This is a genomic window from Pseudooceanicola lipolyticus (assembly GCF_002786325.1).
Lineage (GTDB): Bacteria > Pseudomonadota > Alphaproteobacteria > Rhodobacterales > Rhodobacteraceae > Pseudooceanicola_C > Pseudooceanicola_C lipolyticus.
This window is the reverse complement of sequence record NZ_PGTB01000005.1, coordinates 40,849-54,284: the sequence shown is the minus strand read 5'-3', so window position 1 is coordinate 54,284 and position 13,436 is coordinate 40,849. Positions and strand designations below refer to the sequence as shown.

Annotated in this window: 11 protein-coding genes; all 11 read right to left on the bottom strand. The window is 61.6% G+C overall.

All coding sequences use genetic code 11. The features are described 5' to 3' along the window. Positions 1 to 164: 164 nt before the first annotated feature. Complete coding sequence (locus CVM52_RS03720) at positions 165 to 716, bottom strand: carboxymuconolactone decarboxylase family protein (protein WP_100161254.1); 552 nt, start codon at positions 714 to 716, stop codon at positions 165 to 167. Positions 717 to 771: 55 nt separating this feature from the next. After that, the gene (locus tag CVM52_RS03715) at positions 772 to 1,290 is read right to left on the bottom strand and encodes a TRAP transporter small permease (RefSeq protein ID WP_100161253.1); all 519 of its coding nucleotides are present in this window, start codon (positions 1,288 to 1,290) and stop codon (positions 772 to 774) included. 156 nt (positions 1,291 to 1,446) lie between these two features. Beyond that, positions 1,447 to 2,598, bottom strand: coding sequence for a C4-dicarboxylate TRAP transporter substrate-binding protein (locus CVM52_RS03710; RefSeq protein WP_100161252.1), 1,152 nt, complete (start codon positions 2,596 to 2,598; stop codon positions 1,447 to 1,449). A 192-nt stretch (positions 2,599 to 2,790) separates the two neighbouring features. Continuing rightward, positions 2,791 to 3,762 carry a LipP1 family hormone-sensitive lipase gene (gene lipP1, locus CVM52_RS03705; protein ID WP_100161251.1) on the bottom strand — a complete coding sequence of 324 codons (972 nt, stop codon included), beginning with the start codon at positions 3,760 to 3,762 and terminating at the stop codon, positions 2,791 to 2,793. A 120-nt stretch (positions 3,763 to 3,882) separates the two neighbouring features. Continuing rightward, entirely contained in the window at positions 3,883 to 5,484 is a 1,602-nt protein-coding gene (locus CVM52_RS03700; protein WP_100161250.1) for a GMC family oxidoreductase, read from the bottom strand. Between the two features lie 55 nt (positions 5,485 to 5,539). Beyond that, positions 5,540 to 6,313, bottom strand: coding sequence for an SDR family NAD(P)-dependent oxidoreductase (locus CVM52_RS03695; protein ID WP_205964865.1), 774 nt, complete (start codon positions 6,311 to 6,313; stop codon positions 5,540 to 5,542). A 21-nt stretch (positions 6,314 to 6,334) separates the two neighbouring features. Further along, on the bottom strand, positions 6,335 to 7,135 hold the full coding sequence (locus CVM52_RS03690) for an SDR family NAD(P)-dependent oxidoreductase (RefSeq protein ID WP_100161249.1): 801 nt from the start codon (positions 7,133 to 7,135) through the stop codon (positions 6,335 to 6,337). A gap of 11 nt (positions 7,136 to 7,146) precedes the next feature. Further along, entirely contained in the window at positions 7,147 to 8,835 is a 1,689-nt protein-coding gene (locus CVM52_RS03685; RefSeq protein WP_100161248.1) for a flavin-containing monooxygenase, read from the bottom strand. 108 nt (positions 8,836 to 8,943) lie between these two features. Next, on the bottom strand, positions 8,944 to 10,536 hold the full coding sequence (locus tag CVM52_RS03680) for a flavin-containing monooxygenase (protein WP_100161247.1): 1,593 nt from the start codon (positions 10,534 to 10,536) through the stop codon (positions 8,944 to 8,946). Between the two features lie 70 nt (positions 10,537 to 10,606). Further along, a complete protein-coding gene (locus tag CVM52_RS03675) occupies positions 10,607 to 11,914 on the bottom strand; it encodes a TRAP transporter large permease (RefSeq protein WP_100161246.1) in 1,308 nt (435 codons plus the stop codon). A gap of 629 nt (positions 11,915 to 12,543) precedes the next feature. Further along, the gene (locus CVM52_RS03670) at positions 12,544 to 13,428 is read right to left on the bottom strand and encodes a carbohydrate ABC transporter permease (RefSeq protein WP_100161245.1); all 885 of its coding nucleotides are present in this window, start codon (positions 13,426 to 13,428) and stop codon (positions 12,544 to 12,546) included. Positions 13,429 to 13,436 lie beyond the last annotated feature (8 nt).

The following is a 13,436-nucleotide window of genomic DNA, read 5'->3' as shown; positions in this document are numbered from 1 at the left end:
TCTCGCTCCTCCTCCTCTTCGTTTCCTGCCGGTTCGGCCCCCGTACAGGCCGACCGGCATCGTGCAGCGGCGTTTCACGGCCGCTTGTTTCATTCACTTCTTCCCGTCGCGCGGAAAACCCGGCGCATTTTCCGTGGGAAAATAATCGCGTCAAACCAGGCGCTTCAGCCGCTCACACTGCCCAGTTTCTCCTCCGGCATCGGCATCTCGAACGCATTTAAGGTGAAGGCGACCAAGCTGTAATAGCCAATCAATGCGACCAGATCGATCACCCCGCTTTCGCTCAGCTCGGACACCGCGCGCGCGTGCATCGCGTCACCTACGCGGCCGGACGCCAGCAGTTCCTTCGTGTAGTCATAAACCGCCCGGGCCTTCGAATCCTCCAGGTGCGGCGGCCTGCCCTCCTCGATATCGAGGATCACTTGTTCGGGCAGCCCGGCCCTGCGCGCAATCGGGGCATGGATCCCCCATTCGACCGGGGCATCCCAATACCCGGCCACGACGAGGATCGCGAGTTCGGACAGGATCGGTGGCAGACAGGTGTCATAGCGGCAATAGGCTCCCAGCTTCTGCGCGCATTCCGCCAGTTCGGGATTGCGCAGCCAGACCGGAAAAGGTCCACCCACCCGCCCACGACGGGACAGAATGTCGTCGTGGATCTCCCGCTGGCGGGGGGACAGCTTGTTCAGATCATGTGCGCTCAGACGCGGTGACATGGCAGGTTTCCCGGCAGGTTGATCTTGCAGAAGGGGTGCGGCGAGGGGGAACCGGCTACACGGTTTTCACCTCGCCCAGGCCGCTTTTCGCGCCGGTGATGTAGATGATCCAGCGATAGATCAGCACCGCCGTCATCAGCCCGGTGCCGATCGGCAGCAGGTAATAGGACGGCCAGATCACCACCTTGTAGCCCTGCTCTACGATGAACGAGCCTGCCTGGAACGATTTGTTGGCCTCCATCCAGGTCTTGTAGGTCAGCAGACCATAGACAACGGCGGAAAGCAGATAGGTCCAGGAATAAAGGTGATAGCGTGTTCTGATCGGCAGGAATTCGGTCACGACCTCCACGGTGATGTGCTCGTTCCGGGTTTCGACATAGGCAATCGGAATGAAGGCCACCACCACCATGTAATAATTCGAAACCATCGAAATCGTTGCCGGGATCGGGGCGTTGAACAGATATTTTCCGGCAACGTCGATGGTGATCTGAAGCATCATCAGGATGACCGCCAGCATACCCACCCAGGTCAACACCCGGATCATGCCCGCCATTACCCGACCAATCATTTGCATATTCGTTCTCCACCCTAGAAATTTGGGTTCAAGGTTGCCACGCAAGGGCCCGGGGAGGCCAGCCCTTGCGTGGCCGTGACGAGGGCAAGGTCAATGCTTTGTCCCACAGGCCTCGGAAACAACTGCTCGACTTGCAGACACCGACCAGTCCCCGCCTCACTCCATCCCGAAGGTCTTCGGGTCGAGCTTGGAATAGATGTTGTCCCAGTAGACCTGGGCGAGGACCTGCTTGTCACCGGCCGCATCGGCGGTGAGGCCTTTCCACTTTTCCACCAGCGCCATGATCTCGGCGACCTTCCTGCCGGTGTCGGCAACGCCGTAATCGGTGGCGAATTGCTGTTCGATGATCTTGACGTCATCCATCACGAAGGCATCGGTTTCAGCCACGAGATCCGGAGAGGGTTCAAGAAGCTCCACACCCTTGCCTGGCGCCGCTTCCATGTCAGCCACCGAAAGATTGTGATAGCCGAGGGTCATGTCGGCCTGCATCAGCGACATCGCCTCCAGGATGACGGCACGCTGTTCATCAGTAAGGCCCTGCCAGCTGGGAATGCCGAAATTGGCCGTTGCCGCGCCGGCAAAAACCCCGCCGGGCACCCTGAGGGTGACGTATTTGGTGACATCGGCGAGTGAATTGTTGGTCAATTCGCTGACCGCCGCCATGGTGCAGTCGATCACGCCCTGGCCAAGCGCCTCGTATTGATCATTGCCCGACATCGACACCGCGACGGCACCGAATTTCTCGGCCCAGCGAGAGAAATTCGGCGAACCGGATCTCAGCTTCTTGCCTTTCAGGTCCTCGATGGTGGCAACAGGTTGGTTGCACAGCAGCACGTAAGAGGCACTTGACATGCTGCCAAGAAACACCTGGCCCTGTGCCTTGTACTCGGCCAGGCATTCCGGGCAGTTGAAGAAGATGTACTCGGTCATCGCCCCCGTCATCGCGGCGCCCGGGCTGGCCACCTGCGTGCCCGCGGTCGACAGCATCGACAGGTTGGCGACAAGGTTGCTCTCGGCAAATTCGGCCGGGTAGTAAACAGGAAGAACAAAGCCAAGATCGGCGAGCCCGTCGCGGATCCCCGGCGAGGTTTCCTTCATGCTGAGCAGAGACAGCGAATAGACCTTGATCTCCAGGTCGGACCGCTCGGCCACGTAGTCCGCGAAAGCCTCATAGCTGACGACGGTAGAATTTTTCGGCGGAAGGCCAACCGCGGCTTTCAGTGGTTCGGCAACCGCGGCGCTGGATGCAAGCGAGGCCGCCAAGGCAAGCGGAACCCATGCAGTTTTGAGAAAAGTCGACCGTGCCATTTGATTCCTCCCAATCAAAACGTCGATGTCGCCTCATGTTCCACTAGTTGTTTCGTTATGCATAATGAAATGATGTAGAATTTCCTGTTCAAAAAGTAATACTTTTAATGCGGGAACAGCCCTCCATGCCGCGCCAAGATCCGGCGCGGTTTGAACTGGGTTGGTTGGTCTGCGGGCGAACCCTATGCGGGGCTAGGACCCAATGGTGCGGTTGGGCCGGTTCCAGGTCTTGCTGAGAAAGGCCGCCACGGCTGCATGGGCCTCTTCGGCGGCATCGACAAGGCCGAGAAATCCGAAAAAGCCGTGAATCATCCCCTCGAACCCCAGGTGATCCACCGCAACGCCCGCCGTGCGCAACTGTTCGGCATAGGCGACAGCCTCGTCATGCAGCGGATCGCATTGCGCGGTGATAACCAGCGCGGGCGGCAGATCCCCGGCAAGGTCGGCATTGGCCGGGCAGGCCCGCCAGTCGTCCCGGCTGGCGGGATCTGGCAGATAGTGGTCCATGAACCAGCGCAGGGTCGCCGTGCCGAAATTGCCATAGCCGGTGCCATAGCGCGCCGCCGAGGCGGTGCCGCCCCGATAATCGATCACCGGGTAGACAAGCACCTGCGCCGCGATGGCCGGGCCGCCGCTGCGCCGTGCCATGATCGCGACCACGGTGGCAAGATTGGCCCCGGCACTGTCGCCGCATAGGGCCAGGCGCGCCGGGTCCACCCGCAGGGCCTCGGCATTTTCGGCAACCCATCTGGTGGCGGCAAAGCTGTCCTCCACCGCCGCCGGAAAGGGATGCTCGGGCGCCATGCGATAATCCACGGAGATCACCGTACAGCCGGCCTGATGGGCCAGGTGGCGGGCGATGTCGTCATGGGTATCGAGGCTGCAAATCACATGCCCGCCGCCATGAAAAAACACCACCACCGGCGCCGCGGCCTCGTTGCTGGCCCGGTAGATACGCACCGGAACGTTACCAAACCCGATCCCTGTACGGGTGTCCTGAACCTCCAGCAACTGCGGCGGCGGGCTGGCCTCTTTTCGCGCCGCGGCAAGCTGTTCAGCCTGGGCCCGCCCAGCGGTCAGCCCCAGCTCTTCCACCGGCTTCAGCCCCGCTGCGGCGGTTCGGTCAAGAATGTCCTGAATCTGTGGGTGGACATCATCCGGCATGGTCGCCCCCTTTGTTGGTGTTCCGATCGCCCCGACCGACAGAAATACGGCTTCACGATGCCGGGCAAGGCCAATATCACAGGTGCCGCCGATCCGGCTACGCCGCCTTGGCGATTGGTGTCAGACGGCATCCTCAAGCAGCATGTCCGCCGCCTTCTCGGCAATCATGATGGTGGGCGCATTGGTATTGCCCGAAACCACCTTGGGCATGACCGAAGCATCAACAACCCTAAGCCCTTCGATCCCGCACACCCGCAACCGGGTGTCGACCACGGCCATCTGGTCGTCGTCATGGCCCATCCGGCAGGAACTGGTGGCATGAAAATTCGACCCACCGGTTTCCCGCGCATAGGCCAGAAACTCGTCATCGGTCTGTACATCCTTGCCCGGCGTCAATTCACATTCATAAAATGGCTGTATCGGGCGGGTCTCCATCAGGCGCCGCGCAAACTTCATTGCCAGAAGTGCCGTCTGCCGATCCGACTCGGTTCCCAATATGTTGGTCACGATCGACGGGGCTTCAAACGGGTCAGACGATTTGGCATGCACCGAACCCCGGCTTTCCGGACGCAGCAGCGTCGGCCCGAGGGTGATACCCGGATGACGGTGCAGGCGGCGGTCCTGCATCGAGTTATAGCTGCCGGGAAAGACCTGCAAATGCGTGTCGGGCGTGGCAAGCTCAGGACGGGTGCGAAAGAAGGCATTGACCGGGTTGGTCGGGCTGGCCAGCACGCCGGTGCCGTTCATGTAGTATCGCAACCCCTCGGTCAGTCCCCGAATTCCGCGCGTGCGTTCGTTGAAGGTGCCGGGCGCGTTCTTCAGACGCCAGCGCAGGCGATAGACTTGGTGATCCTGCATACCCTCACCCACACCGGGCAGGTGGTGGGCCACCTCGATTCCGATCGCCCGCAGGCGGTTGGCGTCGCCGATGCCGGAAAGCTCCAGCATATGGGGCGACCCGTATACGCCACCGCTTAGGATCACCGCCCGGCCGGCGCGGGCCTCTGTCACCCGTCCGCCACGGCTATAGCGCACGCCCGAAGCCCTCTTGCCCTCCAACAGCACCCGCAGCACGTGGGCACCGGTATGCACATGGAGGTTGGGCCGTGACCGAACCGGTTTGAGGTAGGCCTGGGCAGTGCTGGAGCGGCGTCCCCGTTGCATCGTCACCTGGGCCAGGCCGATACCCTCTTGAACGGCACCATTGAAATCGGGATTGTGCGCCAGGCCGACCTCGGCACCCGCCTCGATCAGCGCCCGGCTGATCGGCGTCACCTCGGTCTGGTCGGTCACCTGAAGCGGCCCGCCGACTCCGTGAAATTCACATTCGCCGCGCTGGTTGTTCTCGGCCTTGCGAAAATACGGCAGCACATCGTCGTAGGACCAGCCGCGACAGCCCATCTGCGCCCAGGTGTCATAATCGGCCGGCTGACCCCGCATGTAGATCATGCCATTGATCGAACTGGACCCGCCTAGCACCTTGCCGCGCGGCAGATAATCGCGCTTGTTGTTCGCATAGGGCTCGGGTTCGCTTTCGAAACACCAGTTGATCTTGGGGTTGGTCAGCACCTTCCCGAACCCGAGCGGAATGCTCAGCCAGAAATTTCGGTCTTCCGGCCCGGCCTCCAGCAACAGAACCTTGGTATTCGGCTCTGCGGACAAGCGATTGGCAAGAACACACCCGGCCGATCCGGCGCCTGCGATAATGTAATCGTAATCCATCAAAGCAATTCCTGTCTGATATCTGGGATCAAATGCTGCGAGGGCGACTGAGGGGTCATGTCAGCACCGCGCCGCCGTCGACGCAGATCTCGGCGCCGGTCATGAACGAGGCCTCGTCAGAGGCGAGAAAAGCGACCACGCTGGCAATTTCGGAAGGATCGGCAAACCGCCCCAGAGGCAGGCGCGCCAGGCGCTCTTCGCGCGCGCCGGGCCTGGCCACCGCGGCACGTGCCATCTCGGTTTCGACCATTCCCGGATGGACCGAGTTGCACCGGATGTTGTCGGGCGCCCCGATCAAAGCCGCGGATTTCGTCAAAAGCCGCACCGCCCCCTTGGACGAAACGTAATGCGCCGCCCGCCCGCCGCTGATCCCGGCCATCGAGGACACGTTCACGATGGCCCCACCGCCGCGCGCGCGCATCACTGCCATCACCGCCCGCGTTCCCAGAAATGGGCCCTTTGCATTTATCGCCATTGTCTGGTCCCATGACGCGTCGGTGATGTCTTCCAGCGGGGACATGTCGAGAATGCCGGCATTGTTCACCAGGATGTCGACCCCGCCATGAACCGCGCGCAGTTGGTCGAGAACCGCCGCCCAGTCGGCCGAGCGGGTCACGTCAAGCCGCATCGAACTGGCGGAGACAGGGCCGGTCGCTTCTTCGTTCAGCCCGGTGACCAAGGCCTCCGCCGCTGCCTCATTCACATCGGTGACGGAGGTCACAGCGCCCTCGGCGTGAAATCTGCGCGCGATGGCCGCACCGATGCCGGTCGCACCGCCGGTGACCAGAGCCACCTTCCCGCCCAGGCCCAATCCTTGCCGTTTGCTCATCCTGTTTCGCCTCTGCTGCGCCTAGCCGACATTCACGCCGGCGGCGCCGTCCACCCGCAGGGAAATGCCACTGACAAACCCGGATTCATCCGAGGCCAGGTACAGCGCCGCATGCGCCACATCCCAGGCGGTGCCCATGCGGTTGCGCAGCGGCACCCGTTTGTTGCGGGCCTCTTCCATCTCGGCACGGGTCTGGCCCAGCAGGGGCGCCCGCATGTCGATGGCCATCGGCGTGTCCATCAGCCCCGGCAGAATGGCATTGGCGCGCACGCCATGGGCCGCGTTGGTGATCGCCAACTGCTCGGTAAAGGCAACCATCGCCGCCTTGCTGGTCTTGTAGGTCACCATCGGATTCTTCTCGATCGCCGCCAGCGACGAGATGTTGATGATCGATCCGCCGCCCTGCTCGATCATGATCGGCACCACGTGCTTGCAGGCCATGATATTGCCGCGCAGGTTCACCGCCATGACCCGGTCAAAGGCCTCTTCGGTAATGCCGGGCAGCTTGGCGTCGCCCCCGACGGTCCCGATGCCGACATTGTAATGCAATACGTCGATCCGGCCCCATTCGGCCACGCAATGCGCTGCCATCGCGGCCAGCTCGGCCTCGATGGTCACATCGGCCCGAAAGGCCTGTGCGGTTCCGCCCTCGGCCCGGATCGCCTCGGCGGTCTGCTCGGCGCTGTCGATGTCCCGGTCGACGCACAGCACCTTGGCACCCTCGCGGGCGAAGACCAGACAGGTGGCGCGGCCGTTGCCAATGGTTTCCCCCGGCGACTGGCCGGCGCCGATGACGATCGCGATCTTGTTTTCAAGTCTCATCGCGGCGCTCCTCACACGGCCTGTTTGGCATCGGCAGAAACCGCGTCACCGGGGACGAACCTGTCAAAATCGAGCTCTTCGTAACCGCCGCTGATCACCGCCTCGCAGCGGGCTCGGTATTCCGGCGCCGTGCCGCTATAGCGCACCAGCCCCCGTTTCTCCTTGCCCTGGACGTTCATGTTCACGCCGGTCATCCAGCTGTCGACCTCGTTCGCCAACAGGCCCTTGGCCTTTTCCGCGACAAAGTCGTGCCACTCCTCCACGGCCTCCGGTTTCGGCGCGGCGAGTTCGATGCCCTGCTGCTCCATGTGGCCGATCACCCGGCTGATCCAATCGACATTGTGCTCGATGGACCGTGGCTGGTTGCCCAATGCACCGTGGGGCCCCATCACCATGAACATGTTGGGAAAATCTTTTACCATCATGCCGACGAAGGTGGTCGGACCGTGCTGCCACTCTTCGCGCAGAGTACGGCCATTGCGCCCCTCGAACTCGATCTGGTTGAAGGCTCCGGTGATCCCGTCAAAGCCGGTGGCATAGATGATGACGTCGAATTCGAACTCCCGTTCGCTGGTGCGAATGCCAGTTGGGGTGATCCGCTCGATCGGCGTTTCCAGAACGGCAATCAGTTCAACATTGTCCTGGTTGAAGACCTCGTAATATTTTGTCTCCTGCGGCACGCGTCGCGTCCCGAAACCGTGATCCTTCGGGATCAGCATCTCGGCGACTTTCGGTGCTTTCACACGTTCGCGGATCTTGTCGGCGACGAATTCCGACAATTGCCGGTTCACCTCGCGATTGGTGTGAATGTCGTGGAAGTTTCCTTGCCAGATCCCGAAACCGGGTGTGGCGTACAGCTTTTCCCAGAAAGCGATCCGCTCTTCCTGCGAAACATCCAGGGCGCTTCGCGGATCATGGGTATGGATAAAGCAGGCCGCCGTGGTCTGGCAGTGTTTGAAAATCTCCGGATAGCGCGCGCGGATATCCTCCATTTCCTCGGTGGAGATCGGCGCGTTATGCAGCGGCGTGCACCAGTTGGGGCGCCGCTGGAAAACGGTGAGGGACTTGGCCGTCTTGGCAATCTCCTGGATCGCCTGGATGCCGCTGGCGCCGGTGCCGATGACCGCGACACGCTTACCATCGTAATCGATGCCCTCTTTCGGCCACAGGCCGGTATGGCACCACACGCCCTTGAAGTCGTTCACCCCTTCGAACCGGGGCATGGTCGGTATCGATAGCAGGCCGATGGCGGTGATCAGATAGCGGGTGACGAATTCGGTACCATCCGTCAGCGTCACCCGCCATCGGTTGCTCTCCTCGAGATATCGCGCAGAAGCGACCCGCGAGTTGAAGCGGATATCCTTTTTCAGGTCCAGCTTGTCGGCCACCAGGTTGCAATAGCGCTGGATCTCCGGCTGGCCGGCAAAATGCTCGCTCCAGCTCCATTCCTTCAGGATCTCTTCGTTGAAGGAATACCCGTAGGACCAGCTTTCGGAATCGAAGCGCGCGCCGGGGTATTTGTTCCAATACCAGGTGCCGCCCACGCCGGTGCCGGCCTCCAGCGCAAGCGTGTTCAAGCCAAGCTCGCGCAGGCGGTACAGCTGGTACATGCCGGACATCCCGGCGCCGATGATGATCGCATCATACTCGGTGTGTTCAGCGGCGCGTCGGGCGGCCTTGTCCTTGCTGTCGTAGCTCATATTCAATCTCCAGGCACTGGGAGGTTTCTGTCGTCAGGCCGAGTTCAGCCTTTGCGCGAACGGCCCAAACCGCCCGCGCATCTGTGTCTGCATTCGTCGCGACGCCCGTCAGGCCACCGCAAATCCTTCGTAATCGTTGGCCACCACCTGTTCGCACTTCTCGATGTACGCGGGCAGTCCGGCGTTATAGGGCATGAAGACCCTTGGCTTTCCGGGAATGTTCGAGCCGAGATACCAACAGTCGGCATGGTATCTCAGGCTTGGCCGCGCCACCTCGTCACAGTGACGCACCCAATAGTCTTCTGCGGTCTCGGTGGCTTCGATGACGGATTTGTCCTGTTCCCGAACGTATTCGATCGCGTCGGTGATCCATTCGACGGACTGTTCGATCGTCGGGAGCATGTTGGTGAAGACGCTCGGGCTGAGCGGCCCGGTGACGGTAAACATGTTGGGAAACCCGGCGACCGCCATGCCAAGGAAATTGCGCGGCCCGGCCTCCCAGTGGTCTTTCAGCCTCACACCGCCGCGGCCACGGATGTCGATGCGGTTATAGCTGCCGGTGAACGCATCAAAGCCGGTGGCATAGACAATGCTGTCAAACTCGTGCTCGACGCCGCCGCGCACGATCCCCTTTTCGGAAATGCGCTCGATCGGCGTGTTGCGCACCTCCATGATGCTGACGTTCGGCCGATTGAAAATCTGGAAATAGCCGGTATCCACGCAGATCCGCTTCACGCCGATCTCGTTGGTCGGACACAACAGTTCGGCGGTCTCGGGATCCTTCACGATCTCGCGGATCTTCCGGCGCACGAACTCGGCCGCAAATTCGTTGGTGTCCTTGTCGTACATCGAGTCTGTATAGCCGCCAAGAAAGGTCAGCCCCCCTCGCCGCCAGCGGCGCTCGAGCTCCTTTTCCATGACGTCCTTGGGCGTATGCTTGCCCTCGGTTTCGCCCCAATCATCAAGCACCCCGCCATAGATCTGTTTCGCACGGGCGCGCAGCTCGGGATAGTTGGCCTTCACATAGGCCACGTATTCGGGGTCCTGGGGGCCGTTGTGCGATGGGATCGAATAGTTGGGCGTGCGCTGAAACAGGGTCAGGCTCTTCGCCTGCTTGGCAATCTCCGGACTGGATTGCATCGCTGTCGAGCCAGTGCCGATCATGGCGACCCGCTGTCCGGTGAAGTCCACCGGTTCATGCGGCCACTGCGCGGTGAAATAGCTGTTGCCCTTGAAATCATCGATCCCGGGGATCGCCGGCTTGTTGAAGGACGACAGGCAGCCAACCGCGGTCAGGAAATACCGGGCCCGGACCTGGGTGCCGTCCTCGGTTGTGATCAGCCAATCCTTGCTGTCGTCCTGGAACCGGGCCGCTGTCACGCGGGTTTCGAACTGGATATCGCGGCGCAGGTCGAAACGGTCGGCGACATGCCGCGCATAGCGCAGGATCTCGGGCTGCGGCGAATAGCGCTCGCTCCATTCCCAGTCCTGCTGCAACTCCTCGTCGAATTGATAGGAATATTGCATGCTTTCCACGTCCACCCGCGCGCCCGGATAACGGTTCCAGTACCAGGTGCCGCCCACGTCCGAGCCGGTCTCGAAGGCTTTTGCCCGCAGGCCCATCTGCCGCAGCCGGTGCAGCAGATACATCCCGGCAAACCCCGCGCCCACCACGACCGCATCGTATTCGTCTTGCACCATTTCTCTCCTCTCGTATCTGTCGGGCCGGTCGGCCCGAATTCGGTTGCGCCCGGATGGCGCGCCGCTGGCCTCAGCCGAGGACTCGCGGCAGGTACAGGGTGATCTCGGGAAACATGATCAGCAGCACGACCACGATCAGGTCGGCGAATAGGAACCAAAGAACACCGCGAAAGATCGTCGATGTGGAGGCCAAGTTTCCAACCACGCCCTTGATGACGAAGACGTTCAGCCCGATCGGCGGCGTAATCATCCCGATCTCCAGGAATTTCGTCAGCACGATGCCGAACCAGACCAATGAGAAATTCGTGCTCTCGATGATCGGCAACAGGATCGGCAGCGTCAGAAGCATCGCCCCCAGCGGTTCAAGGAACATGCCCAGGACGAGGTAGATCAGCGAAATCGCGATCAGGAGCAGGATCTCGTTTGCACCGATCCCAACGATCATTTCGCTCAGATAGTCGCCAGCGCCGCTGAAGGCGAGAAAGCGCGTCAGCATGCTGGCGCCGATTGCGATGATGAACAGCGCGCCGGAGGTCAGCAGGGTTTCCAGCAGGGCGTCGCGGAACTTTTTGAGCGTCAGCAGCCCTTTGACGCCAGCAATGACAACCGACACGAAGGCACCGACCGCACCTGCCTCGGTGGGGGTGAAGACCCCGCCAAACAGGCCGCCAAACACGCAGACGACCAGCAACAGGACGGGCCAGATTTCCTTCAGCGCGGCGATACGCTCGGAAAGCGGCACCACCTCGGTCATGCGGGGCGCCAGTTCGGGCTTGAGCGTTGCCCGCGTCATGATCACCGCCACATAGCCCACGGCCGTCATGATGCCGGCGCCGACCCCGCCAAGGAAAAGCTGGTTGATCGGAACCTCGGCAATGATGCCGTACATGATCATCAGAATGCTGGGCGGGATCAGGGCACCGATGGTACCAGCGGCGGCAACCGTGCCGGTTGCCAGGCTGGTGTCATATTCGCGGCGCATCATCTCGGGCACCGCGATCCGGCCCATCGCGGCCGCACAGGCCACCGATGACCCGGTCACGGCGGCAAAACCGGCTGCGCCGAAAACCGAGGCGATGGCCAGGCCACCCGGCAAACCCGACAGCCACACCCTGGCCGCGTCGAACAGGCCCTTGGTCAGCCCGGCATGAAAGCTGAAGAACCCCATCAGCAGAAACATCGGCACCGAGCTCAGCTGCCAGGTCGCCGCCATGTTGTAGGGGATGATGCCGAGCGAACCAAAGGCCGCCCTTTCGCCAACCAGAACCCAGATTCCGGCAAAGGAAACCCCGATCAGGCTGACCCCGATCGGGACCCGCAGGGCGATCAGCGTCAGAAGAATGGCTATACCGGCAAAGCCGATCTGAATGTCCGTCATTTAGGGTGCTCCATCCTCAAACCGATGCGCCGCACCCGCAGGCCAAACGAAATTCCGCGCAGAAATCTTGCTTGCTGCGCTATTTTGCACCTCGAAACAGGTGATTTGAGGGACTGCATACCGACTCCTCCCTAAGTTCTCGATGCACTCTGCATGTACTAAACGCGAACGCGTTGGTAATGAAAAATGAAAGTTTGCGCCCAGAGGCGGCAAAAAAGTTATGGAAAGACGAGGCTATTCCGCCTGTCGATCGCCGCGCCAAACATGCGCCGGATCGACGGGCCCCAGATGGCCGGACGCCCAGGGGACACTTTCGGATGGTTAACCATGCGCGATCAGTCGAGGGCCGCAATGGCCATTGTCGGATCGCGATCGACACGGCCTGTGGGCGCATGATGGGCGGATCGGCGCGGACCGCTGGCAACCGGTAAAAATCCGGCACCCGTGCCACGGCCGGGCAACTTTTGGACCAGTGCCGGAGTGCCAAACCTGTCAAAGGCGGCTACCATCCCGGCAGCGTCGACCGCGCCGCAGCAAGGGGGCCGGCGCGGTCTGCTTATATAGGGGCCGATGATCCCGCGTACCGAAATCCGCGGGGCCACTTTGGCGGCTGTTTCGGGTCCCGGTGGCTAACCCTTGACCCCCGACATCGTGATCCCCCGCACAAAGGCCCGCCGCGCGAAGACAAAAACCAGCAGCATCGGGACCGTGACAACCGTCGCTGCCGCGAAGGTGCGCCCGTAATTGATGTCAAAGGTCGAGCGGTATTGCATCATCGACAGGGTCGCCGTCATCTTCTCCTGGCTCTGCACGACAATCAGCGGCCAGTAGAGATCGTTCCAATGCGCCACGAAGGAGAAAACCGAAAACGCCGCCGCTGCTGGCACCGCCGCGGGCAGGATCAGGCGCAGCACGATCTCGATCTCGCTGAAACCATCGACCCGCGCCGCCTGGATGATTGAATCCGGATAGCTCCGGAAGAACTGGCGGAACAGGAAGATCGCGAAAACCGAAACGAAGAACGGGAACATCATCGAGAAATAGGTATCCAGCAACCCGGCTTTCACCAGGCCAAGATAGATCGGGATCGAGGTGACGTTGATCGGCACGGTCAGGCAGGCGATGACCGTCCCCAAAAGAATGGTCGATCCGGTGAATTTCAACTTTGCCAGGGCATAGGCCGCCGGGACCGCGGTTGCCAACTGCACCACCAGGATGCCGATGCAGACGATCAGGCTGTTTCCGAGATAGCGCAGGTAAGGCTGTGCCACGAGCACGTCGTAATAGTTCTGCCCGCCCGCGAAGGTCTGCGGCCAAAGGCTGAAATCGGCATCGAACACTTCCGAAGTCGGCTTGAGGCTTGACGACAGCATCCAGAGGAAGGGAAACACCATCAGCCAGGCCCCCAGCAACAGCACCAACGTGACCAGGATACGCCCCGGCGTGACCCGCGACAGCGCGGCGCTGATGCGGCCCGGGACCGCGACGGGGCGAGGTGCGCTCAGATCGCTCATGTCATTTT